General features: G+C 68.5%; 19 protein-coding genes and 4 pseudogenes. 11 read left to right on the top strand and 12 right to left on the bottom strand.

What is annotated here, in order from left to right:
- Positions 1-252 precede the first annotated feature (252 nt).
- The 4 genes from ABZY44_RS32570 to ABZY44_RS32555 all read right to left on the bottom strand — a co-directional run bounded on the left by ABZY44_RS32570 (position 253) and on the right by ABZY44_RS32555 (position 4,505).
- On the bottom strand, positions 253-456 hold the full coding sequence (locus ABZY44_RS32570) for a cold-shock protein (protein WP_030299464.1): 204 nt from the start codon (positions 454-456) through the stop codon (positions 253-255).
- Positions 457-803: 347 nt separating this feature from the next.
- Positions 804-1,073 (bottom strand): hypothetical protein, encoded by a 270-nt coding sequence (locus ABZY44_RS32565; RefSeq protein ID WP_356660180.1) that lies wholly within the window; start codon positions 1,071-1,073, stop codon positions 804-806.
- A gap of 250 nt (positions 1,074-1,323) precedes the next feature.
- Positions 1,324-1,860, bottom strand: coding sequence for a hypothetical protein (locus tag ABZY44_RS32560; protein ID WP_356660184.1), 537 nt, complete (start codon positions 1,858-1,860; stop codon positions 1,324-1,326).
- Between the two features lie 1,172 nt (positions 1,861-3,032).
- Complete coding sequence (locus tag ABZY44_RS32555) at positions 3,033-4,505, bottom strand: amino acid permease (protein ID WP_356660178.1); 1,473 nt, start codon at positions 4,503-4,505, stop codon at positions 3,033-3,035.
- A gap of 438 nt (positions 4,506-4,943) precedes the next feature.
- Between ABZY44_RS32555 and ABZY44_RS32550 the strand changes: the two genes are divergently transcribed.
- Positions 4,944-5,657 (top strand): carbon-nitrogen hydrolase family protein, encoded by a 714-nt coding sequence (locus tag ABZY44_RS32550; protein WP_356660176.1) that lies wholly within the window; start codon positions 4,944-4,946, stop codon positions 5,655-5,657.
- Between the two features lie 211 nt (positions 5,658-5,868).
- Here ABZY44_RS32550 and ABZY44_RS32545 read toward each other — a convergent pair whose 3' ends face one another.
- Positions 5,869-6,462 carry an isochorismatase family protein gene (locus ABZY44_RS32545; protein WP_356660174.1) on the bottom strand — a complete coding sequence of 198 codons (594 nt, stop codon included), beginning with the start codon at positions 6,460-6,462 and terminating at the stop codon, positions 5,869-5,871.
- Between the two features lie 158 nt (positions 6,463-6,620).
- Positions 6,621-6,862, bottom strand: a pseudogene (locus ABZY44_RS32540) (IS256 family transposase); the annotation flags it as partial.
- A gap of 445 nt (positions 6,863-7,307) precedes the next feature.
- On the opposite strand from ABZY44_RS32540, the gene ABZY44_RS32535 reads away from it, so the two are divergent.
- Positions 7,308-7,508, top strand: a complete 201-nt coding sequence (locus ABZY44_RS32535) for a hypothetical protein (protein WP_356660172.1) — start codon at positions 7,308-7,310, stop codon at positions 7,506-7,508.
- 164 nt (positions 7,509-7,672) lie between these two features.
- On the opposite strand, the pseudogene ABZY44_RS32530 reads toward ABZY44_RS32535, so the two are convergent.
- The 5 genes and pseudogenes from ABZY44_RS32530 to ABZY44_RS32510 form a co-directional block, all read right to left on the bottom strand.
- Positions 7,673-7,931: pseudogene (locus ABZY44_RS32530) on the bottom strand (hypothetical protein).
- Positions 7,932-8,407: 476 nt separating this feature from the next.
- A pseudogene (locus ABZY44_RS32525) lies at positions 8,408-8,664 on the bottom strand (ISAzo13 family transposase); the annotation flags it as partial.
- Positions 8,665-8,853: 189 nt separating this feature from the next.
- Entirely contained in the window at positions 8,854-9,945 is a 1,092-nt protein-coding gene (locus ABZY44_RS32520; RefSeq protein WP_356660170.1) for an HTTM domain-containing protein, read from the bottom strand.
- Entirely contained in the window at positions 9,935-10,669 is a 735-nt protein-coding gene (locus ABZY44_RS32515) for a DUF5819 family protein (RefSeq protein ID WP_356660168.1), read from the bottom strand. The genes ABZY44_RS32520 and ABZY44_RS32515 overlap by 11 nt, the downstream gene beginning before the upstream one ends.
- A gap of 110 nt (positions 10,670-10,779) precedes the next feature.
- On the bottom strand, positions 10,780-11,988 hold the full coding sequence (locus ABZY44_RS32510; RefSeq protein ID WP_356660166.1) for an ice-binding family protein: 1,209 nt from the start codon (positions 11,986-11,988) through the stop codon (positions 10,780-10,782).
- An 833-nt stretch (positions 11,989-12,821) separates the two neighbouring features.
- Between ABZY44_RS32510 and ABZY44_RS32505 the strand changes: the two genes are divergently transcribed.
- From ABZY44_RS32505 to ABZY44_RS32470, 8 genes and pseudogenes are all read left to right on the top strand, one after another.
- Positions 12,822-13,034, top strand: a complete 213-nt coding sequence (locus ABZY44_RS32505; protein ID WP_356660164.1) for a hypothetical protein — start codon at positions 12,822-12,824, stop codon at positions 13,032-13,034.
- 149 nt (positions 13,035-13,183) lie between these two features.
- A complete protein-coding gene (locus ABZY44_RS32500) occupies positions 13,184-13,621 on the top strand; it encodes a transposase (RefSeq protein WP_356660182.1) in 438 nt (145 codons plus the stop codon).
- Positions 13,622-13,891: 270 nt separating this feature from the next.
- Positions 13,892-14,335, top strand: coding sequence for a GntR family transcriptional regulator (locus ABZY44_RS32495; RefSeq protein WP_356660162.1), 444 nt, complete (start codon positions 13,892-13,894; stop codon positions 14,333-14,335).
- Positions 14,332-15,243 carry an ABC transporter ATP-binding protein gene (locus ABZY44_RS32490; RefSeq protein ID WP_356660160.1) on the top strand — a complete coding sequence of 304 codons (912 nt, stop codon included), beginning with the start codon at positions 14,332-14,334 and terminating at the stop codon, positions 15,241-15,243. The genes ABZY44_RS32495 and ABZY44_RS32490 overlap by 4 nt, the downstream gene beginning before the upstream one ends.
- Entirely contained in the window at positions 15,240-16,211 is a 972-nt protein-coding gene (locus tag ABZY44_RS32485) for a transporter (protein WP_356660158.1), read from the top strand. Before ABZY44_RS32490 ends, ABZY44_RS32485 begins: the two co-directional genes overlap by 4 nt.
- Positions 16,212-16,344: 133 nt before the next feature.
- A complete protein-coding gene (locus tag ABZY44_RS32480; RefSeq protein ID WP_356660156.1) occupies positions 16,345-17,163 on the top strand; it encodes a class I SAM-dependent methyltransferase in 819 nt (272 codons plus the stop codon).
- A gap of 347 nt (positions 17,164-17,510) precedes the next feature.
- Positions 17,511-17,723 (top strand): hypothetical protein, encoded by a 213-nt coding sequence (locus tag ABZY44_RS32475; RefSeq protein WP_356660154.1) that lies wholly within the window; start codon positions 17,511-17,513, stop codon positions 17,721-17,723.
- Between the two features lie 308 nt (positions 17,724-18,031).
- Positions 18,032-19,129: pseudogene (locus tag ABZY44_RS32470) on the top strand (barstar family protein).
- A gap of 110 nt (positions 19,130-19,239) precedes the next feature.
- Here the strand turns inward: ABZY44_RS32470 and ABZY44_RS32465 are convergent.
- Entirely contained in the window at positions 19,240-19,638 is a 399-nt protein-coding gene (locus ABZY44_RS32465) for a DUF5958 family protein (protein WP_356660152.1), read from the bottom strand.
- 644 nt (positions 19,639-20,282) lie between these two features.
- On the opposite strand from ABZY44_RS32465, the gene ABZY44_RS32460 reads away from it, so the two are divergent.
- Positions 20,283-20,888 (top strand): hypothetical protein, encoded by a 606-nt coding sequence (locus ABZY44_RS32460; RefSeq protein ID WP_356660150.1) that lies wholly within the window; start codon positions 20,283-20,285, stop codon positions 20,886-20,888.
- Positions 20,889-21,378 lie beyond the last annotated feature (490 nt).

Below are 21,378 nucleotides of genomic sequence, written 5' to 3'. Positions count from 1 at the left end.
CGAAGCTGGTCTCGGACATCACCTACCTGCCGACGCTCGCCGGCTGGTGGTATCTGGCGACCGTCATCGACCTGGCCACTCGCGAGGTGATCGGGATCAGTTCACCCGCCCGGGAGACCCGGTTCACCGGGTAAACGGCACTACACAGGAAGCGCGGGCCGCCACCGGATGGGATGCTGTTGGCGAAGCCGGGACTGCGCTCTGTTCCACTGGCCATCGCGTGGAACAGAGCGCAGGCAGAACGAAGAGGGGCTACAGGGGGCGGACCATCTCCGCCTGCGGACCCTTCTGGCCCTGGGTGACCTCGAACTCCACCCGCTGGTTCTCTTCCAGGCTCCTGTATCCGTTGGTCTGGATGGCTGCGAAGTGCACGAACACATCTGCGCCGCCATCGTCCTGGCTGATGAAGCCGTACCCCTTGTCGGCGTTGAACCACTTCACAGTGCCTGTTGCCATCGATCCCGCTCCTCCATCCGGTGCCACGGAGCGATCTTGACACCCCGGCCGCAGCCCAGACGTAGCAGGCTCCGGCACTTGATCATGGCCTCCCGCCGCGGGCGAAATCCTCCACCCTTCCTGCACCTCACCCATGAGGATGAACCCCTGGCCGCACGGCCCTCCCGGAGGGGAGGCGCCGGCGGCCCGCGGATAGGCAACTCGCCAACAGCATCCCGGGTGGCGGCAGCCCGCGCCGAGGTTCGTCAGAGGGATCTCTCAGGCGTCGGACCGCACGTTCTCAGCTCTGCCCCAAGGACTGCCCATGGCCGTCCCTGCAACACGCGTCACACAGCCCCACGGCCGCCTCAGGAATTGACTACTGCCTCCTTCTTGCCCTGCGCCTTGGCGAATGCCTCCCCTGCGCGCTCCTGGGAGAATTTGGCGGCCCCGAACGGGACATTGGGCTTGGCCTGTCCAACCGCCCCGGCTACGGCTGCTTCGGGAGCGACGTCGACAGCCGCCTGCGGGGCAGGCTCGGCAGCTTGAGCGGGAATGGCGACGGCAAACGGAACGGCGGCCAAAAGGGCGACAGTGATGATGCGCGGCATGGACTTCATGCGCTGGGAAACGATCACGCCCAAGGAATGTCACAGTGCCGTGAGGTCGCCCCAAGGCGCTCCCCGTGTGCTTCCCGCGCGGCCTCGGTGGGGTGCTTGGCCCGCAGCCGCGGCGTTGCCCTCCCCGAACCGCGGCACGTCCCCCGCGCGCACGTCGATGCGCACCCGCTTGAAGCGGAGCCGGTGCCGGAAAACGCCCCGTTCGACGGCCCGATCCGCGCTGACCTCCGCCACCAGATCCGGGCGGACCAACACCACGTCCAGGACGTCACCACTCCCCCACGCCGCCCTGAACCGCACCCCCTCGAGCGGGTGTCCGGGGCCGGCCGCGGCGAGATGCTCGCCCACCTGTCGGGACACCTCCGGGCGCAGCGGGACCGTCCGACCCACCACGCGCAACCGGGCCGCCGCGTCGTAGCGGCCGAGGACCAGGAGCCCGGGGCGGGTCAGCGTGCCCGTGATAGCGCCGACGGTCGCTTCGGTGGTGTCCCTGCGGCGGACCGTTGGTCCATCTTCTGTATCCAGTGAGATGGCGACTGGTCAGGGGCTTGATGACCAAGCCTTCGACCCCGGAGACGTCTGTCCAGGACTCCAGCCACTCACGCGCCTTGGCCAGGTCCGTCGTCATCGGACACAGCGTCCACGGGCCCCTCAGGGCATGGTCGGTGAACAGAGCCTCCAGCAGGACGCGCCGTTCCTTGTAGGGGCGCTGCAGGAGCTCCTGGCCGTCCAGTTGCAACGGCGCAGCGACCGCCCCCGGGCCGACACAGCTGGAAGAGCGCCGCTTACATACAGCGACGGGCACGGCCCTCGACGCAGGCAATGCATGCTGGGGGCTGCGGTCGCCTCGTGCCGGCCCCCTTGCCCTCAACCACAGTTGAGGTTCTAGGGTCTTGGTGTGACCGGCACAGCACGCGCCCCGCTCGACCGGCTTCGGCGCGTCCAGATAGGGCACCGGGATCTCCACGCCCAGGTCCGCTGCCAGCCGTCGGCCCAGCGCGACGAAGCGGCGGCCGAATCGCACGGCCTTCGGGAAGACCGCCACCAGGCCGGTGCACAAGCTGACCACGAGCGCCACCACCTGCACGGCGGCCAGCAACGAGCCGACCAGCGCGAGCGCCGACAACAGCAGTGCTGCGCCCAGCAGTTGCAGACGGCCGGCCAGGGTGCGCGTCCGACCACCCGCCCGGCCAACTCGCGCCGAAAGCGCGGCAGCCTCCGTACCGCATCCAGCACGCCGATCGTGCCGAAGGCCGTCACGGCCACGGCGGGCAGCACGGCCAGCAACCCCACTGCGCCCAGCGCCGCCAGCGCCACGCCGCGCAGGGGTGCTGTGGCGTGCGCGCGCAGGCGCGCCGGGGCGGCGACCACTCCGGCCGGCACCCCACGTCGTTCATCCCGGCTGGTCGGAGCAAGCACCCACCCAGTCTGGCACGTCCGTTCGAGACGGGGACCAGGAGGCGACGTCCAGGTCAAGCGACGCTCCCGCCCGCATTGCGGATCAGCCGCTGAAGCACCTTCACCGTGGTGACGTAGTCCGCATCATGAGTGCCTCATAGGCGACACCGGTCCTGTACGCCGCGGGCTGTCCGGCGAGCTCGGCATCGGTCATCTGCTGGTTCGTCATGAGATTCACCCTCTTCGTGCGTCGGTGCGAAGTCCGCACGCTGTGCCGGCCATAAGGAGACCGTAGGACCGCGACTTAGGTTGAGGACAAGGGCGCCGGTTGCGGTCCCGTTCAGCAGCACGGCCTGGACGACAGAACGCCTGAAACGCCCCAGAAGGGGAGCGTGCCGAGTTCGCGAACGATGTCGGCAACCGCACGAATGGGCTCGCTCTCGGCCTCGGTCCGCCAGCGCAGAACGCACGACAGGGCCGTCAGGTCCGGGAGAGGTATCCAACGTATGTTCGATTTATCGACTGCACCTTCGACGTCTAGCCGGGGGTGCCCTTCGGCGCCGAGGGGACGCTTTGTGGTCAGCCGGTGAAAGAGTCGACCTCGCCCGGCTCGGTCTCCATGGCTTGGCGATCGAACTGCAGCATGGCGAGGAAGAACAGGCCGCCCACGAGGAGGAGACCCAGCACGATCACCACGGACACGAAGGCCTCTTTCGGGGTCACCAGAACGAACAACGCGATGAGCGTCCACACCAGCGCGCAGATGGCGACCGGCAGTTCGAAGCGTCCAAGGTCGAAGGCGCCCTTTTTGCGGCTCAAGCGTCCGCGCACCGTCAGGTAGAGCACGGTGGTCGAGCCGTACGTGACCGCGGGGAGGATGGTCGAGGCCGTGACCAGCTCCAGCAGCGCGGCGCCTGGCAGCACGACCATCAGCACGATACCCAGGGCGAAGACCAGCACTGTCGCGGGAATCGGCGTCCTGGTGCGGGGGTTCACCCGTCGCATCAGCCGGTGGGCGGGAAAGCGTCCGTCGCGCGACATCGCGAAGACGAGCCGCGAGCACGCGACCATGACGACGATCCCGGCGCCGAAGAACGCGATGGTGATCGCGACCAGCAGCGTCCTTTCCATCACCGGACCGAGTTGGTCGCGCATGATCGCCGCGACCGGTGAGCCGTTGGCGCTGATGCGGGGGATGTCGTCGATGGCGACGGTAAGCGTGATCAGAAACAGCATGCCCAGGACGCCGGCCGCCACGACCGATCCCACGATCGCGCGCGGGACGGTGCGGAACGGGTCCTTCGCCTCCTCGGCCAGGTTCGCCGCCGAGTCGAAGCCGACAAGGGTCGCGAGCCCCATGATCATCGCGAGCATCAGACCGCCGCCTACCGCGAAGTAGCCGGGAGCGTGCTCGAGGACACCGCGCGAGGTGAGGTTGCCGACCGCGCCGTCGCCCCTGACCGCCACGGCGATGACGAGCGCGACCGCCACGACCACAACGAGCGCCAGCTCGAGCCCCACCGCGACCGTATTGATCAGGCTGACGATTCGCGTGGAGACCACGGCCAGCACGGTCTGGACGAGGAGTACCACGAGTGTGATCAGACGTGCGGTGTCCTCGTCCGGCCGGATGCCGGCGAGCGGCATGAACGCCTGGCTCGCAAGCGCGTTGTCGACCGCCACCACGCCGATCGCCAGGTAGCAGAAGGTCAGCCACCCGAACCACCAGCCGACTTTCGGGCTGGCCAGCCGCGAGGCCCACTGGTAGGAGGAACCGCTGAGCGGGATACGGGCCGCGAACTGCGCGACCACCAACGCCACCAGGGTCTGTCCCACCGCCGCGACGACCCACAGCCAGATCCCGACCGGCCCGGCAGTCTGCAGGACTTCATCGAAGGTCGCGAAGATGCCGACCGCCACCGAGATGAACGCGAACGAGATCGCGAACACCTGGAAGGAACCGAGCGTCCGCTTCAATTCCTGCCGGTAGCCTCCGGCCTCGACAGAGTCCGCATCATCTTGGGCATCGGATGACTCCACCACCGCGGCCACCTCACCTTCCAGAGCCCCTCCAGTGCCCGGGGCAGGCCGGAGGCAGGGACCGATCAGTGCCCCATTTTTACCGGTCTTCGACGCCTATCTCCCTTTCGACTCACGAAAGCGGCCTTACACAGGCCGGCCCACCGGCCGCCACGCGGGCAGGCACGAGCAGCTACTTGAGGCACCGCTTGGGCTCACGCCGGCCTGGCCGCAGCGATCGACCCGCGGCATGTGAAGAGCCGACTTCGAAAGGCTCGGCCGAAGGTCTGGCTCCCCCGCGGGTCTTCGGACTCCCCCCGCCATCGCAAGGGCGGACTGATCGTCCACTGGAACGGCACAGAGTTCGTCGTCTCCGAGCCCCGAGCCCCGAGCCCCGAGCCCCGACCATCCCGAGCGACCTGAAGAGCCCTCCCCGTTCCCGCGGCCCGATCGGGGGCCATGATGGGAAGCATGATCGTCGCAGCCAGCCAGTTCGCCCCGGTCGCCGGGGACATCTACGCCAACGTCCGTACCATCGCCGGGCTGATCCGGGCATCCGGGGCCGACGGCGCCCGCTTGGTCGTCTTCGCCGAGCTCGCCGTGACCGGCTACGAGCCGACGCTGATCCGGGCAACGCCCGGCCTCGTCCTCACCGAGAACGACGCCCGCCTCGAACCCGTACGGGAAGCGTGCCGCGCCGTCTCGGCAGCGGCCGTCGTCAACGCTCCCATGTACACGGCACAGGGCCGGACCACGATTACCTCGCTCGTCATCGCTCCGGACGGCCGACTCCTCACCCGGTACGACAAGCAACACCTCTACGGCATCGAGCAGGAGGTCTTCGCCGCGGGCAGCCGGGACGGCCGCTTCGAGCTGGACGGCACTCGGTTCGCACTGGCCACGTGTTACGACAACCGCTTCCCAGAACTCGCCGAGCGGGCCGCCGCCGACGGCTGCACGGTCTACCTGGCGAGCTCGGTGCTCTCCGCCGACAACGACTCATTCGAGAAGGTCTACCCGGTGCTTGCCCGCAAGTTCGGTCTCCACGTGGTGCTCGCCAACGCCCTCGGCACCAGCGAGGACGGCGTGGGCTGCGGCTCCGCCGGCGCCTGGGACCCAACCGGCGAAAGGACCGCCGACGCAGGCACCCAGGCACCGGGCCACGTCCTCGCCGAAGTCGGCTGAACCGGGCGGTGACGGCCCTGCACGGCCGGGCGGGGGTGGGGGTTACGCTGAATCCAGCCTGGACGGTGAGCGCAGCGTCACCCTCGGTTCCTCTTTCCGATCCGCTGCCGCTCTCGCACCTACTGCACGAGTAGACATGCGGCGCGATGGGGACGGAGGGTTCTGCGAGTGTGGACCGCCACCGAGTGGAGGCGCGGTCCTGCTCGCTGGGTTACCTCGGCGCTGGCGCTTTGCCGGACACCTCGATGCCTGCCTGCCGGAAGTCGTCCAGAGTGGAGGCGACGGTTTCGGGGGCGACTCCGACCGTGTAGTCCAGGCGTACGCGGGTTCCGAATCCTTCCGCGGCAGCGTCCAGGGCGGTGGCACGCACGCAGTGGTCGGTTGCGATGCCCACCACGTCGACGTCCCGTACCCCGCGTGCGCGCAGCCAGTCTGCGAGGGAGGTGCCCTCGGCGTCCGCGCCTTCGAAGCCGCTCTTGGACGCACTGTGGGCGCCCTTGAAGAAGACCGCGTGAACCTTGCCGCCGGAGGCGGCGGGGGCGAAGTTCGGGTGGAATTCTCCGCCTTCGTCTCCGGCGACGCAGTGGACGGGGAAGCTCTCCTTGAAGTCCGGGTCCGCGGAGAAGTGCCCGCCCGGATCGATGTGGTGGTCGCGGGTGGCCACGACGTACTGGTAGTCACCCCCCGCGCCGTGTTCCACCAGCTCGGCGATCGCGGTGGCGATCTTGGCGCCTCCCGCGACGGGAACACTGCCTCCTTCGCAGAAGTCCTTCTGCACATCCACAACGATCAAGCCTCGGCTCATCACGAACACCCCTCAGGACGACGGAACGACCCCCGTCTTCTACCGGCCCCCTCACCTGCACCACAAACTTAGCGAACTGCGCTCACCCGGACAGCCGCAGACATTCACCGCAGGAACGATTGAGCAATTCTCAAGACTTGCGGTTCGGTTGAGGTGGATCACACTGCGTGATCCTGGGGACGTTCGACGAGCTCACCAATGTCGAATACGGCGCCGTCGCGGACGAGGGTGCCGAGGGGAGCGCCGGTGACAGCCCGCCAGCATTCCTGGGCGGACTCCACGAGCTTGAAGACCATCGCCAGGGCGGCGGCCGAGCTGCCCCACCGCAAGTGGCCCGGGTCCGGAGCTTCACGGTTGATCATGTCGATTCGATGGGGTTCGTCGTCCGCAGGTAAACCCAATCCGTGCGTAGACCCGGCGGCCGAACAGCTCCTCACCCCCTGCCCACGGGCCGCCCAGCACCTGCCTGGGACATGGCGTAGTGCACGCCTCGCCTCCGGGACCAGGGCACGGTGCACCTGCCCCCGCAGAGCGGCGGGAATAGCTGCCTGGCGGACGGGGGAGGGTGAGCGCATGAACTGCGGCCCCCACCGGACCACGGGCACTCAATTCCCGGGCACCCCCGCATACCAGCACGCCCTGACCGACCGCCGGCCCGAACCGGCCCTCGCCTATGCAACTGCGCTACCCGAAATCCGGATCCTGCTGTGCCGGCACTGCACGGCGGGACCCTCCGACGGCCAAGCCCGCACCATCGCCGCGGCCGGGAACCGCCTCACTGGCACACGGCACCGACTGGCCTGCCCCCACTACGTGGCCGACCGTATCCCGGCGGGTGAACAGGAGTGAGGCCAGACCCCGTCCACCTGGCCTTCCCCACCAGGCCGCACCGGATGGACCCCCGTGCCGTGGAGTCGATCGAGCGCATCGTGGCAGCGGTCCGTGATGGCGACGACGCGGCCATCCGGATCCTGCTGCCCCAGCTGGCCACCGTCGCGGACACCAGCGCCCTGTTCCACCTGCGCGAACAGCTGCTCACGCAGTGAAACACCGCGCACAGGCACGGAAAACACGCCCTCGGTGACCTCCCGGGGGCGCCCTCCCCCACGCCGGCGGGCACCAGGGAATTCGCGGCCATGGGACAGATACCGCCGCATAGATCGCTCCTGAGCCGAGCGCACTCAGGCCGTCGGCCTGTCAGCGCTGCTGGTCAGGGGGTGTCGCCGTCCCAGCGAAACGCCCCGCCCGGATCGGCCTCGGCAGGGCCGTACAGCGCCCGCCCACCCGGACCGTAAAACCCCCCGACCCGTGGCCAGGAGCGCGCCCTCGACCCGCTCCTCGTCACTCCAGCCGGTCACGTCGAGGACCAGACCGTCCAGGGGACCACCGAGGAGATCCACGTACACCCGCCCCGGCACCGGATCCGCCCACACCTCGTCGTCCCCGCTGTACACCCCCATCCCACTCATAAGGCGCCAGCCTGCCCTCTCCCCCGCCCCAGCCCTGCCGCAAATGAGTGAACCACGCACACATCCCCAAAAGCAGTCGCGCGGGCGCACGCCAGCGTCGGGGAGTGGCCATCTGACAGTGCGTGGACAACCTCCGGCGCCTGCAGCTGGGTTGGGTTGTCTCCCAAGTGATGACGACGTATCCCGTGCCGCCGTTCATGCCGCAGGTGTTGCCTTCCCCTCCGGAGCCGCCCGCTCCTCCCTGGCCCACGTGCGCAGGGATGCCAGCAGGGAGGCTGGAGGAGGTACCGCGCTTGCCTGCGCTCCCGGCGGTCGGTTTGTGGGCATCGCCGGCCATGCCGCTGACCACGCCTACGTTGGTGAGGTCGAAGCCCCAGCCGTTCTTGTCCCCAACGGCGTGCACAGGCAGCCTCCGCCCGCACCGCCCTTGCCGCCGACCTCCGCCGCTTTCCGTCGTCCCAGGTCGCCGCGCCACCCAAGTGGCGCAGCGACTTCGTCGTCCAGCGCTGCGGCGACATCGGATCACCACGCTCGTCCGGTTCGACCAGCGCCATCAGCGCCGGAACCAGCTGCTGGTCAACGGCCTCGGCCCGCATCCGCCCCCACCGAAGCGCCGGACGCGTCCCTCGGGCAGCGGCTACACACCCTTGCGGACGGTCGTCTCGCTGACCCCGGCCGTCCGCGCGACCAGGCGAACGCCTCCGTGGCCGAGCAGTCGGCCCTCGGCAGCCAGCGCAGGCCTCCACTGACGCTCGTTCAGATGCGGGAGCAGGGCCTCGAACCGTCGCACTTGGGCCGCGAACCTTGTCGGATATTCGCATATCGCATCACGGAGCTCCCAAACTTGCGGCGCAGGCTTCGATTTCGCTCACCCGGTCCTCGGAGGAGACTCAGGCAAGATGGCCTGCGCCTTATCCGTGATCTAGGCCTGCCCTTGCTCGTGTGCGACGACGGCGCGTTCGCGCGGCAGGGCCGTGGCCGCCTGCCGCTGCGGCACGAGTGCGGGCCTTTCGTGCGCCCCTCCCGGGGACGCAGCGGCCTCTGTCCGCCGGGCGAGGCGCCGCCACCACCGCCCCAGTGACTGGTAGAAGCGGTCCGGCAGGAAGACGGCATCCGCGATGATCATCGCGCCGGAGAACAACGGCAGGCCCATGAGCACGGCGATGCCCAGATGCATGCCGAGCAGCATGGTCAGGACGGGGTACTTCAGTCTGCCGAACAGGACGAACGGGAATGCCACCTGCACCAGCACCGTCAGGTAGCCGGCGACGGCCATCGGTAGCGGGTGTGCGTCGGCCATGAGGGACAAGGCCGGCCAGGGCCGGAACAGATCAAGGTTCAGGACGTAGTGGAGGGCTGTCCCGTTCCCCCAGGAACCGCCCTGCACCTTGTAGAGCCCTGCGGATCCGTAGAGGAAGCAGACTTGAGCGGCGATGACGAACATGCCGCAGTTGTGCAGCACTGTGGTCAGAGTCCGGCGGGCGTGGGCGAGGTGCCGCGTTCGCCGACCGGCCGGCAGGACCGCCGGCGCTCGGGGCCCCGCCGCGCGCGCGTCGAGGGACCAGCGGCGGCCGCACGCGGTGAACACGAGGTACATCGCCATGAGGAGGGTGACGTTGTCCCCTCCGTCCGTCATGAAAACCGCCCTGGAATGGAACGACGCGACCACGACCGCGAACAGCAAGGAGACCGCTCTGGTCCGCCAGCCGAGCATGAACAGTGCCGATGTGACCAGAGCCGCCGCGTAACACATCTCGAAGTACACGCGGCTGTCGGAGAGGGTGAGGATGCTGAGCCAGCCGGTCTGGTCGAACAACTGCCTCGCGAGCTCGGGGGTCCACGGCGAACCGGGCCCCCAGATCTCTTCCCGGTACGGGAACTCGCGCAGCAGGAAGACGAGGTAGAGAAATCCATACCCGATGCGCAGCACGGCGGCGGCGTATAGGGACACCGGCGTCTCGGTCAGGACGGCGTAGAAGGCGCGCTGCGCTGAGGTCGTCTGCTCAGTGCTCATGCGCAGCCACCTTCCACACGGGCAGGTACCGGGTGTCGGCAGGCGTGGCCGCGGATGGGGTCCGACGGGGTCCCCCCACTGGGGCAGGCGGGTCGATGGGCCGGGTGATCACCCGCAACTGGATGGAGTCGAAGGGGCCACCGCGTCGGGCGGCCACACGATCCGCCGCGATGTTGCTCAGGTACTTCTGCATCATCAGAGCCCGTTCGGTACGCGGCTGGTCGTCGCCGCCGTGCGTTTCGAGGTACGAGCTCCAAGCCCGCCGGAGCAGGTTCTGCGTCGTGTGACTGGGGAAGGCGTTGTGCTCGACCGCGGCACCATCCGGGCCGGACAGATCCAACCAGTCGCTCACGTGCGCGGTGCCGTCCGGGCCGGTCCGTACGGTCCTCGCCGAGATCTGCCGGTTGACCGACTCCGGATCGGGGGCGAACAGGCGCCAGTTCTGCTCGAACAGGGGAAAGATCCAGGCGTTGACCTGCCGGCTGTACTGCTGTGACACGGCGTTCGGGGGCGCCACGTGGAGAAAGACCAGGAGGACATGGATCAGGGCCGTCGCCACGCACAGGACCGCACCGGCAAAGACTCCCGCTCTATACGGGGCGGTCAGGTGTTCTGGGCCGGTTGCTTTCTCGGGGGGTTTCCCGTCCTGGTCCGGTTGCGCCTCGGCGGCGCTACTCTGCTGCTCCGGCTTCTTCACATCCGCCGACTTCGCTGTTTCCAGCACGGCCCCAACCGGCCTTTCCGTCCCGACTGCGCTCAACTGATCTCCCGGGCTCTCGCCGATGCCGGGCGGCGGATGCGGTGACGCTCCGCCGCCCGGCTCCGTCTGGCTGCCTACTCGTCGTGCCCGTGGTGCCCGTCGTGACCGGGCTTGCCCTGCTCGCCGTGGCCGTGATGGCCGTGCTCTTCGTGACCGGGCTTGTCGTGCTCGCCATGGCCGTGCTCGCCATGGCCGTGCTCTTCGTGACCGGGCTTGTCGTGCTCGCCATGGCCGTGCTCGCCGTGATGAGGCTTGCCCTGGCCGTTGTGCGGGGGCTTGGGGTAGCCGTGAGGGGGCTTGGGGTAGCCGGGGATTCCGCCGGTCGCGCCACCTGTGGTACCGCCTGTGGCGGCACCCGTGGTGCCCGCGATCAGACCGCCGGGAAGGCCTCCCGTGGCTCCACCCAGGACACCGCCCAGGAGGCCGCCGCCCGTGGTGCCACCGGTCGTCACTCCGCCGAGCACACCGCCCGCGGTACCGCCGGTGGCCGTGCCGCCCGTGGTCGTGCCGCCCGTGGTCGTGCCTGCGACCACACCGCCCGTGATCAGGCCGCCCGTGGTCCCGCCGGTACCGCCGGTGGCGCAGTTCCCGCGGTCGATCGTGTCGTTGATCAGTGACACCAGGCCGTTGCGAGCCAGCAACCGGCCGCCGATGGACACACCGTCATCGACAGTGATCGAGGTCAGAGCCATGACCGTGCCCACGAAGGTGGAGCCGCTGCCGAGGGTGGCCGATGCTCCGATCTGCCAGTACACGTTGCACGGCGAAGCCCCGTTGGTGAGGAGTACGCGGCTGGCGGAGGCCGTCGTCAGGGACTCGGGGATCTGGAACACCCACACCGCGTTGGGGTCGCCCGCGGCGTCCAGGACGAGGTCGCCGGTAAGTCCGAGACCAACCGCGGCGTGGTAGACGCCGGGAGCCAGCGTGACATTGGCAATGCCCGCGGGAATGGCCTCGTCCACGGGCTGGCCGGCGGCCTGGTTATAGGCGTTGACCAGATCGTTCTTGGCGATGAGGGCCACGGCGTCCGCCCGATGCTGGACCCCGTTCACCGTCCCGTCCTCCGTCACCGGCGGCCGGAACCCGGTAATGGCTGACCCCGGGTGCACGCCGATGTCTCCGGTGACCGTCGAGGGGCCGGTGTTGGTGATCTGCGTACCGGCCAGGATCGCGAAGGGGGACGTGGTACCGAGCGGTACGGGAATCGCGATGGCATGTGCCGGTGTCGGCGTCACCGTGGCCACCGCAACAGCGATCACCGCCGCGACCGCCGACGCGATCAAGACGGGCGTTCTGCGCCGTTGAGGGATGTGAGAGATGTTCGGCGTCATAGAGAGGCCAACTCCTGAGTGGTGGCTTATGGGAAGTCCCCGGTCGTACGGGACCCGCTTTCATCTTGGCTGGCATATTACGAAGCAATCTGCATCGGAATGCGGTTCATACGGGTGATTCGCGCACATTCGACCATGTGGGCCGATGGACAATACGACTATCCATACATCCCATTCGGGGGAAATCGTCAACAGGGCGATGCCCTCGCTCCGGGCCGACACCCCCCAGCAGGGGACGTCCGGGCACAGGAAACGGCTGGGGAATACGCAGCGGGAACCGCCATCAACCCCTCGGCGGCAGGACGGGAATGCGCTCACGGCACGGGTCCAGATAGGGAGAAGCGCTCCCAACCGGCCATGACAATCTGCTGACCGGCAGAACCCCCGAGTGGAGGTACTACTGAACTTGATCCAGTGATGTCGGAGCCGCTTGTCTGAGACCGCGTTTGAGATCTCATTCAGGGCCGACGGAGGATGACATCGTCGCCTCCTGTTGTCGCAGGTAGCGCCTACGGTTCCGCCATGAGAGTTCCCGAGGTCATCCCCATCAACACGAGCCTGATTACCGCACGAGCACCATCGGGCAGTGGCAGGGCGGCCAGTTCTTCGCCTCGGTCACTGCGGCCTTCCCCGAGGACTGGAGCGGCGGCGGCGACTGGCAGTCCCAGAACCGTTGGTGCGCCGTACTCCCTCGGTTCAACGGGGCCGGCCAGCACCTGAACTCACGTGTCCAGTTCACCGGCACCACGGCGGACGGCGAACAGAAGGCGATCGACGCGGCCCGAATGCTGCTTGCCGAGTGGCTGAACGCCTTGCCGGAGCGGCAGTACCAGGACATCGCGATCGCGCCCTTCGAGGTCCGGTTCGAGGGAGCCCTGTTCGGCCTGGTCGTGGAGGAAGACGTGGACGAGGAGGATGAGGACGACGGCGTGTGGGCCGAGTTCTATCCCGACGGCCTGGGCTTCCACGCACCATGGGACGGTTGCTACGACACCTGAGCCGAGCCGGCAAGCCGCAGCGGGCCGGCTCAGGACGGCTGCTCGACCCGGGCCAGCCGACGCGTCATTACGCCGGCGGGGCCGCGCCCCGGGTCGTCACCATCAGCGGCCGACGCTCGGGACGGCTTTCGGTGGCCGGGCTGATCGCGATGAGGCCGGGCTCCCGGACCCGGCTGTGTCACCGTCTGCGGACCCACCCCGCGGGTAAGGGAACACGTCGCGGCATGGGTGAGCGGGACTTCATCGCGCTCCTCGACGGCGCCCACCAGCTCGTCAAAGCCCCGATCCTGCTGGTCTGGGACCGCCTGAACACGCACATCTCCCGGAAGATGCGCGACCTCGTCACCGAGCGCGAGTGGCTGACGGTCTTCCTGCTGCCCGCCTACTCACCCGACCTGAACCCTGCCGAGTGGGTATGGGCACACGTCAAACGCAGCCTCGCCAGCCTCGCCGCCATGGCCCTCGACCGACTCGAAACCCTCGTCCGCAACCGCCTCAGACGCCTTCAATACCAGCCCCACACCCTCGACGGCTTCATAGCCGGCACCAGCACCAGCACCAGCCTCGCCACCCCAGCCTCACCTTGAAGGGCCGAAGCAAGATCAGGGGGAACCTTCAAAGGCAGGTCCGCCCGCCGCCACAGAGGCGCGAGGCCACACGCGGGGCCACAACAAGGAGGACCAGGACTGCCGACCAGGCCGCTGTCAGCAGCAGTTGCTGAGCCCCTACGGCGAGCGTCAGTGCGGCGGCGGCCACGAGGGCGACGCCTGCTGTGGTCCTCTGTTTGACATCCCCGCAGCACTTCCACCATGCTTGTATTAATTCATTAATACAAGCACACTGTGCAGACTCTGGTCATGGAAGGTGATGTGATCGAGTACCGAATCGACCGAGGCAGCGGCGTTCCCGCCTATGTGCAGATCGTGGAGCAGACCGAACGGGCGCTCCGGATGGGCACGTTGAAGGTCGGGGACAAGCTACCGACGGCCAGGGAGGTGGTGGCGGCGACAGCCATCAACCCCAGTACCGTGCTACGGGCCTACCGCGACATGGAGCAGGTCGGCCTGGTCGAACTGCGCCGCGGTCTGGGGACCTTCGTGACGCGCTCGCTCGCGCGACCCGGCGCGGAGGACGACTCGCCCCTGCGCGCGGACCTCACCGCCTGGACGGCGCGCGCACGGGCAGCGGGACTCGAGCGGGCAGACATCCTCGCCCTGGTCACCGCCTCTGTGGACGCCTACGACAACCAGCAGGACAGCACTCCCCCGGGCGACCGGGAGCAGAAATTGGAGGACACATGACGGGGCCTGACGCGCCGGCCGCGCTGCGCGCCACTGGACTCGGATTCCGGTATCGGGCGCGCGGCGGCTGGACCCTGCAGGACTGCGAGTTCACCGTGCCCAGGGGCCGTATCACCGCTCTCGTCGGACGCAATGGCGCCGGCAAGAGCACCCTGCTGCACCTGGCCGGCGGCCTGCTGCGCCCCCGGACCGGGCAGATACGCGTACTGGACACCGCGCCCGGCACGCCCGGAGCCCGCACCAGGGTCGCCCTGCTCACCCAGGACAAACCGCTCTACCCCCGCTTCACCGTGGCGGACACCCTGCGGATGGGGCAGAAACTGAACTCCTCGTGGGACCAGGCTGCCGCCAAGCGGACCGTCCGAGAGGGCGGCATCGCACTCACCGCCCGCGTCGGGGAGCTGTCTCCCGGGCAACGCACTCGCGTCGCGCTGGCCCTGGCGCTCGGCAAACAGCCCGAGCTGCTGTTGCTCGACGAGCCGATGGCCGACCTCGACCCGGTGGCGCGCGGCGAGATCATGGCGACCCTGATGGCCGACGCCGCAGACCGACGCACGAGCATCGTGCTCTCCTCGCACGTCCTGCCCGAACTCGAGCAGACCTGCGACTGGGTACTGGCGCTGCGGGACGGCCGCGTCGAACTCAGCGAGGACACTGAGGCGCTTCGCGAGAACCACACCGTACTGACCGGACATGCTGAACAAGCCGACGCGCTGGCCGAACGGCACACCATCGTCCGCCGCCGCGCCAGTGGCCGACATCTGACCGCCCTGATACGACAGCAAGGACCACTGCGCGGCGACTGGCACGCCGAGCGGCCCACGCTGGAAGACATCCTGATCGGGTACCTCCAGCCCGATGACACGCTACGCCCGGCCGGCGCCGAACGGGCGGAGGCGGCCGCGTGAACGGCTCCCTCTGGAACGGCTCCCTCTGGCTCGCCTGGCGTCAGCAGCGAGTGCTGATCGGCATCGGCGCGGCCGTCCTGGCCGCCGCTGCGGCCATCGCCGCGTTCAGCCGCTCCGACATGCTGGACGCCTTGCACAGCGGACTGTTCGACCACTGCGGCACCGGGCCGCTGTACTGCACCCGCCCCGACACGGGTGCACCCCTGCTACTGGATACCGACGCGCTGAAGTATCTGGGGACGCTGAACATCGCCCTGCCCATCCTGATCGGCGTCTTCTGGGGCGCCCCGCTGCTGGGTCGGGACCGGGAGCTGGGCACGCACCATATGGTCCTGACGCAGGGCATCAGCCGCGGCCAGTGGTTCGCCTCGCGGGTCGCGCTCGCTGCGGCGACCACGGTGGCCGTCTCCGGTCTGTTGGCGGGGGTGTTCGCATGGTGGTGGCGACCCGCCGCCGATCGCAGCTACGGCCTGTTCTGGTATGAGAACGCAGCCCTGAGCGGCTCCGGCCCGCGCGTCGTGGCAGCTGCCCTCTTCGGCCTGGCCGCCGGCACACTGCTGGGCCTGCTGGCCCGCCGGGTCCTGCCCGCGATGGGCTTGACCCTTCTGGTGACCGGGGCGATAACCCTCCTGCTGGAGTGGACACACAGGACACGCCTGCTGGTCTCGCCTCATACTTACGTCAGCGCCGGCAGCGCTCCCAAGCCGCCGATGGGCGAGAAGTGGTCGACCGGCCACTACGGGCTGATCACCGCCTCCGGCCGTCAGGACAACGTACTGAACTGCCCCTTCCCCTCAGGCGCCCAGCTCAGCGAGTGCATGGCCCAGCGCGGGTACGTCGCGCGCTTCTACGAGGCCAATCCCGCCGGTGACTACTGGGCCTTCCAGTGGACCGACACCGCCGTCCTCGGCGGCCTCGCACTCGTGCTCACGGCCGTCACCGTGCTACTCCTGCGCCGCCGCGTCTGATCCCCGCCGCACCGCCGCACCACCGCACCACCGCACCACCGCACCACCGCACCACCGCACCACCGCACCACCGCACCAGTCATCCCCTTCACCCCTCACCCGGGGTCCCCCCTTGCACGGAGGTCACTTCAGCATGCCCGCAGACGCCAAGTCGCCGAAGAAACTACGCAACAACCGCGCCGCCCTCGCCCACAAGGTCGGCTACGCGCTGCGTCACCCAAGGCGCGTCAACCCGTACCTCCGCAGGGCCGGCCGGGACGCCTGGCTGCGCCTGAAGCACCCCGACCACGTCGGCTACTACCGGGCCGTTATGGCCTCGGACACCCGGCGCAACCCCGAGGCCGCGGTGGGCAGCCAGACCCACGATCGCTGGCTCGCTCTCGGGCAGATGCAGTTCGACTACCTCATCGAGCACGGGCTGCGCCCCGAGCACCGCATGCTCGACATAGGCTGCGGCAACTTGCGTGGTGGCTGGCGCTTCATTGAGCACCTCGGCGCCGGCCACTACTACGGCATCGACATCTCGCCCGACATCCTGATCGCCGCCAAGAGGACCCTCGCCGAGCGCCACCTCCAGGACAAGTTGCCGCACCTGACCATCACCGGCGACCTCACCTTGGACTTCTTGCCCAGCGACCACTTCGACGTCATCCATGCGCACAGCGTCTTCTCCCACTCGCCGTTGGACGTCATCGAGGAGTGTCTCGCCCACGTCGGCCGGGTGCTGACCGACACCGGTTTCTTCGACTTCACTTTCGACCGGACCGAAGGTACTGAACACCAGGTTCTGCGCGAGGACTTCTACTACCGTACTGAGACCCTCCTGGCCCTGGCCCGCAAGCTCGGCCTGCACGCCCGCTTCATGGAGGACTGGGAGGAACGCCCGCACGGCCAGTCGAAGATACGCGTCAGCCGTTCACCCCTTCCGGCCGCGTCGCTCCCTCCCCAGTGATCGTCGCCGCCCAGAGCCGCAGCGCCATCCCTCTCGGACGGCGGCGGCACCGGCAACGCACGGTCAATGCAACCGGTGGGCGACGGTCGGCCGTCGCGGCCTACTGACATCCCAGCGGCACGCCGTCCCATCCAAGGCGGCGTGCCGCTTGTTGTGCGCTCCAGCCGCCTACGCTGTGCTACAGGCAGCCCGTGCGCAGTCACGGAAGGGCACTGTCGAGCAGTCCGCGGATACTGTCCGGCACCAGGTAGACCGAGAACGGGCTCGCCAGCCCGCTCGTGCAGAAATCATTCGGCCAGTGTTCTGAGGAAGCACAGCCCGTCTGCTCCCTGGGAGGGAAAGCGGACATGGGCAGCTCAGTCTTCAGGGGACTTCTCGTCCTCGTAGGGATCCTCGTCGGTGTCACCACGGCGGTGGCCGTCAGCCTGGTCAGCGTCCTGGGCGAGGCGGACAGCGCCAAGCGCACCGAGGCGTTCCGGCGCGGCGGCGTCGCCTTCGTGGGCACCGTCTCGACGACAGTGCTGCTGAACGCAGCCGGCGTGCTCTGCGGCGGGGACTAGCAAGGCTTGGTCAGGTGGGGGCTGGTGTGGCGGCCAGGGCGCACAGCGGGAAAGCCGTGGCCCGCAGGTGGGTAGTCCTGGCCGGGGGGCGGCGACACCGAAGAGGACGATCCACTCGAACTCCGACAGCTCCCCCGGCCGTCGTCGGCGGCTACATCGATCGCCTTCGGCAGCACCGGCCGCTCCCGGTCCGCCCTGGTCCGCGTCGAGAACGGCGGCGACGGCACGGTGTCCGGCTTGGAGCGCACAGCCTCGAGTCGCCCTGACCGGCCACGGAAAGAGCTTCACTGTCTACTTCTCGTCCGGGCATGATTCTCACCGTGCACAAGGACGGGGTCCATGGCGGGCAGGGACGGTACACGCTGACGGATACAGGGGACGGCTATGTCTGGGGCACCTGCGCCGAGGCCGAGGGACTGTTCGGGGAACCTCGGCGCGGGACGTACGAACTGACCGGCTGGGTCCCCGACGGACCCGAGGTACGAGGCTGGGTCGGCAGCCGAGTGTGGCTGGTGCCGGAGGGCAGGGGACTTGACGCCTGGCTCCTGGAGGACGCGGAAAGCCTCGGACCATACCCGGGAACGGACGCTCTCGTGATCAATGGTCTGGACGACGACGAGGGCCCGCCCGCAGGACACAGGGCTCCTGTCCGACTGCACAACGGGTACCAGTGGCTTGGCTCCTGCCGGGAGTTGTCCCGCGTCCTGCCGCCCGAGCACGCAGCGCCGCCGCTCATCCTGCGCGGGCTCGCCCCGGGTGACCGACTGCGACGGGCACTGGCGACGGGCACCCGGCGGGCACTGAACCTGGAGGAGGCCCGGCTGGAGATACGGGACGACCGGGGCGAGCAGCTCACCGACCGGCTGCTGCGGCCCAAGATCCGCTCGTGGCGCAAGTCCTCCCATGGGACGGGCCTGCTCGATCTGGAACTCGACGGTGAGCGCTTCGAACCTGTACCGGGGTACGCGCGGCCCATCTGGGAGCGCTGGCTGACCGGACCACCGGACGCTCCTGGCGCCTGGGCAGGCCTCGACACCCGGCAACGCGGGGCCTAGCTCGACCTCGTCCGTGAGCGGGGCTGCCGGCTGGAGCACCTCGACCCGGCGGCCGGACGCATGTACGAGCTGGACGGCCGACACATCACCGATGAACCGGGCCTCTACCTGGCACTAGGCGAGGCTGTCAACGGACCGGGCGGCTACTTCGGCGGCTGCCTGGACGCCCTCGTCGACTGTCTGCGCGGCAACTTCGGCTATACCGCCCCCGCAACCCTGCTCTGGCGGGATGCCGCAACCGCAGCCGGATCCCTGTCCCGCGTCTTGGCGCCGCACGGCGGGTCGTACGAGGTGGTGGCCACCGTACTCGAGGTGCTGGCAGAGGGCGGGATGCGCGTCACCCTCATGTGAATCGGCATCCCACCGCCCTGCCGGAGTAATGACGAGTTGCTGCCGTCGGGTGGCCGGCCAGGCGCGCGTCGGTATCAGGAGCAGCGTCGCGCCCAGCGCCGGCGGAGGGATCAGCCAGTGGCGGACAGCCTGTGCCACCAGTGACCGCACCCGTCGGAGCAGAAGCGCTCGCGCCGTCGTCCGTCGGCGATGGCGAGCACCGCGACCAGCAACCGGAACGCCTTGCGGCGTTCGTCGAGGGTCTTGAGAGAGGCGATCTTCCCCAACTGGTGCTCAATCCGGCCGCAGGTAATGAGGACCGCGGGTGTGTGCGTCGGGCGCAGCCCGGCGCGGCGGACGCTCTCCGGTCCGTCCTCGGTGGTGGCGCGCGCCTGGACACAATGGTGTCGGAGGAACAGCAATGCCTCGGACTGTTTCTCCGGGCCAAGTGCGTCGAACCATTCGATGCCCTGTGACATCGGGCGCAACCCCTGTGCGAGTTCGTTGAGCATGACGTCGCGTTCGGTCACGGCTGCCTCTTCGGACAAGCGGCACTTCGCCGCGGAATCGAGGTCCGTGGCACAGGCAACAGCTCGCACATGGTCCGTTCGTGCACTTCGCTGACTGTTCGCATCACGCTCCAGACTGGTCCCCAATGGGTTTCGTCTCCTGCAACGGATTCTCGGCTCCGCCTGCCCGAGCTGTCTGTTTCTTACCAGTCGGCGGCGGCCAGCTCGGCCCAGGTGATCCACGTTGCGCCACGGGGCATCAGGAGGTCCGGCGTCACGGCGTATTCGGTCCACAGCCCCTCGGATGTGTCGCTCGGGCGGCCTTCGGCCAAGGGGCGAAGGCCGTCGTAGCGAGGGCGTCGTAGCGACGGCGACGTAGGGGTTGCCAATTGAGCAGGAAGAGATCGATGGGGGCGTGCCATGCGGAGTCCTCGGCGTCAGGGCACCAGAGGCGGGCATCTGGTCGACACTCGATCACCCCGCTGACTTCGGTAGACATGCCGGCATCCTGCCTGCACAGCTCGTGCCCTGGCACTTGCCTTTCCTGCGGCCTGCCGCACCAGCAGCCGACCATTATCCCAGTCTCCCCAGCATCAGGCGTGCCATATCGCCAAGGTCGTCTGCCTCGGCAGGCATTGTCAGTGCCTGGCCATACATTCTGCCGCATGACATTGTTTGACAGCTTCAACGGTGAACTGCTTGATCAACTCGTCGGCACGGCCGAGGAGTTCTACGCGAAGCACGGATACTCGCGCGACGAGTACTGGGCCCGGATCGTGCAGGCACGCAAGGAGCGCGAAGCGGTGATGAAGATCGCGCCGGTGAGGAAGCTCAGAGAAGTCTTCCCGAACGAAGCAAAGAACTTATCTCCCTGGGTAGCCGCGAACCTCGACAGAGTCGGCACGGCTGCCGGCATGGCTCCTGGAGCCCTTCAGCTGGTCAGGACCGAGCACCCCTTGAAACGCCGGAATCGCATCGACGTGCTAGCTCGGATCAAGATCGGGGCCCGGGATCGGCGAGTAGTTGTCGAGAATCAACTCGAACCATCTGACCACGATCACCTCGGGAGGCTTCTTACCTACTCGATCGAAGTCGAGGCGTACGCCGCGATCTGGATCGCTCCCAGCTTCACAGACGAGCACCTGGACGCGCTCGATGAGCTCACTCGCCGTATGAACTGTCAGTTCAAGGCGGTTCGAATCGAAGCACGCGCCCTTGACGACGGCGACTACCGCAAGGACTTGATCCCTGCACGTGGGGAAGCCTACTGATCGGTTCAACGTCTCCGAGGTGGCGCGCCTTAGCGCCACCTCGAAAGGCGAAGTGAGGCCGAGACCCCGCACTCGGCCCGTCGCATCGATACCGTGCCGATGAGCGGCCACGGCGGGTCGCCCACGTGCAGGGGGGCGCTGATGTCGGAAGAAGCCGAGGAGATCGGCCGTCGCGTCCGGCGGGCGCGGCTGCGGCTCGGAATGCCGCAGGCCGACCTGGCGTCGTGCCTGGCGCGAAGGCGGCAGGGAGGCCCCGCGCTGCGCGGGCCCGGCGAACTCACCGACCGTCACCACTACCCTTCGCCGTGCTGGAGGCAGAGCTCGGCAAGGGCCGCCCGTCGGCGCACGGCTTACACCTTGGTGCGCGATTGCCTGGGGCAACGCGTTCGGACGGAGGGCCTTCCCCCAAGAAGGTGGGCACGCGGTTATTGATCACGCGGCGAGTGTGAGTCTAGCGGCGTGGTGTCGGCGTTCGTATTCGTCGGGGCTG

The organism is Streptomyces sp. NPDC006544 (assembly GCF_040611715.1).
Taxonomy (GTDB): Bacteria; Actinomycetota; Actinomycetes; order Streptomycetales; family Streptomycetaceae; genus Streptomyces.
Note: the sequence above shows the minus strand (reverse complement) of the source record. Positions and strands in the feature narration are given on the sequence as shown.

Excerpts from the sequence above, each read along its gene's own strand:
- ABZY44_RS32505 (WP_356660164.1), top strand. The coding sequence starts at position 12,822 with ATGCTGCTTGCCGAGTGGCTGAACGCCTTGCCGGAGCGGCAGTACCAG.
- ABZY44_RS32570 (WP_030299464.1), bottom strand. The coding sequence starts at position 456 with ATGGCAACAGGCACTGTGAAGTGGTTCAACGCCGACAAGGGGTACGGC.
- ABZY44_RS32480 (WP_356660156.1), top strand. The coding sequence starts at position 16,345 with ATGCCCGCAGACGCCAAGTCGCCGAAGAAACTACGCAACAACCGCGCC.
- ABZY44_RS32520 (WP_356660170.1), bottom strand. The coding sequence starts at position 9,945 with ATGAGCACTGAGCAGACGACCTCAGCGCAGCGCGCCTTCTACGCCGTC.
- ABZY44_RS32550 (WP_356660176.1), top strand. The coding sequence starts at position 4,944 with ATGATCGTCGCAGCCAGCCAGTTCGCCCCGGTCGCCGGGGACATCTAC.
- ABZY44_RS32475 (WP_356660154.1), top strand. The coding sequence starts at position 17,511 with ATGGGCAGCTCAGTCTTCAGGGGACTTCTCGTCCTCGTAGGGATCCTC.
- ABZY44_RS32490 (WP_356660160.1), top strand. The coding sequence starts at position 14,332 with ATGACGGGGCCTGACGCGCCGGCCGCGCTGCGCGCCACTGGACTCGGA.
- ABZY44_RS32495 (WP_356660162.1), top strand. The coding sequence starts at position 13,892 with ATGGAAGGTGATGTGATCGAGTACCGAATCGACCGAGGCAGCGGCGTT.
- ABZY44_RS32545 (WP_356660174.1), bottom strand. The coding sequence starts at position 6,462 with ATGAGCCGAGGCTTGATCGTTGTGGATGTGCAGAAGGACTTCTGCGAA.
- ABZY44_RS32460 (WP_356660150.1), top strand. The coding sequence starts at position 20,283 with ATGACATTGTTTGACAGCTTCAACGGTGAACTGCTTGATCAACTCGTC.
- ABZY44_RS32500 (WP_356660182.1), top strand. The coding sequence starts at position 13,184 with ATGAGGCCGGGCTCCCGGACCCGGCTGTGTCACCGTCTGCGGACCCAC.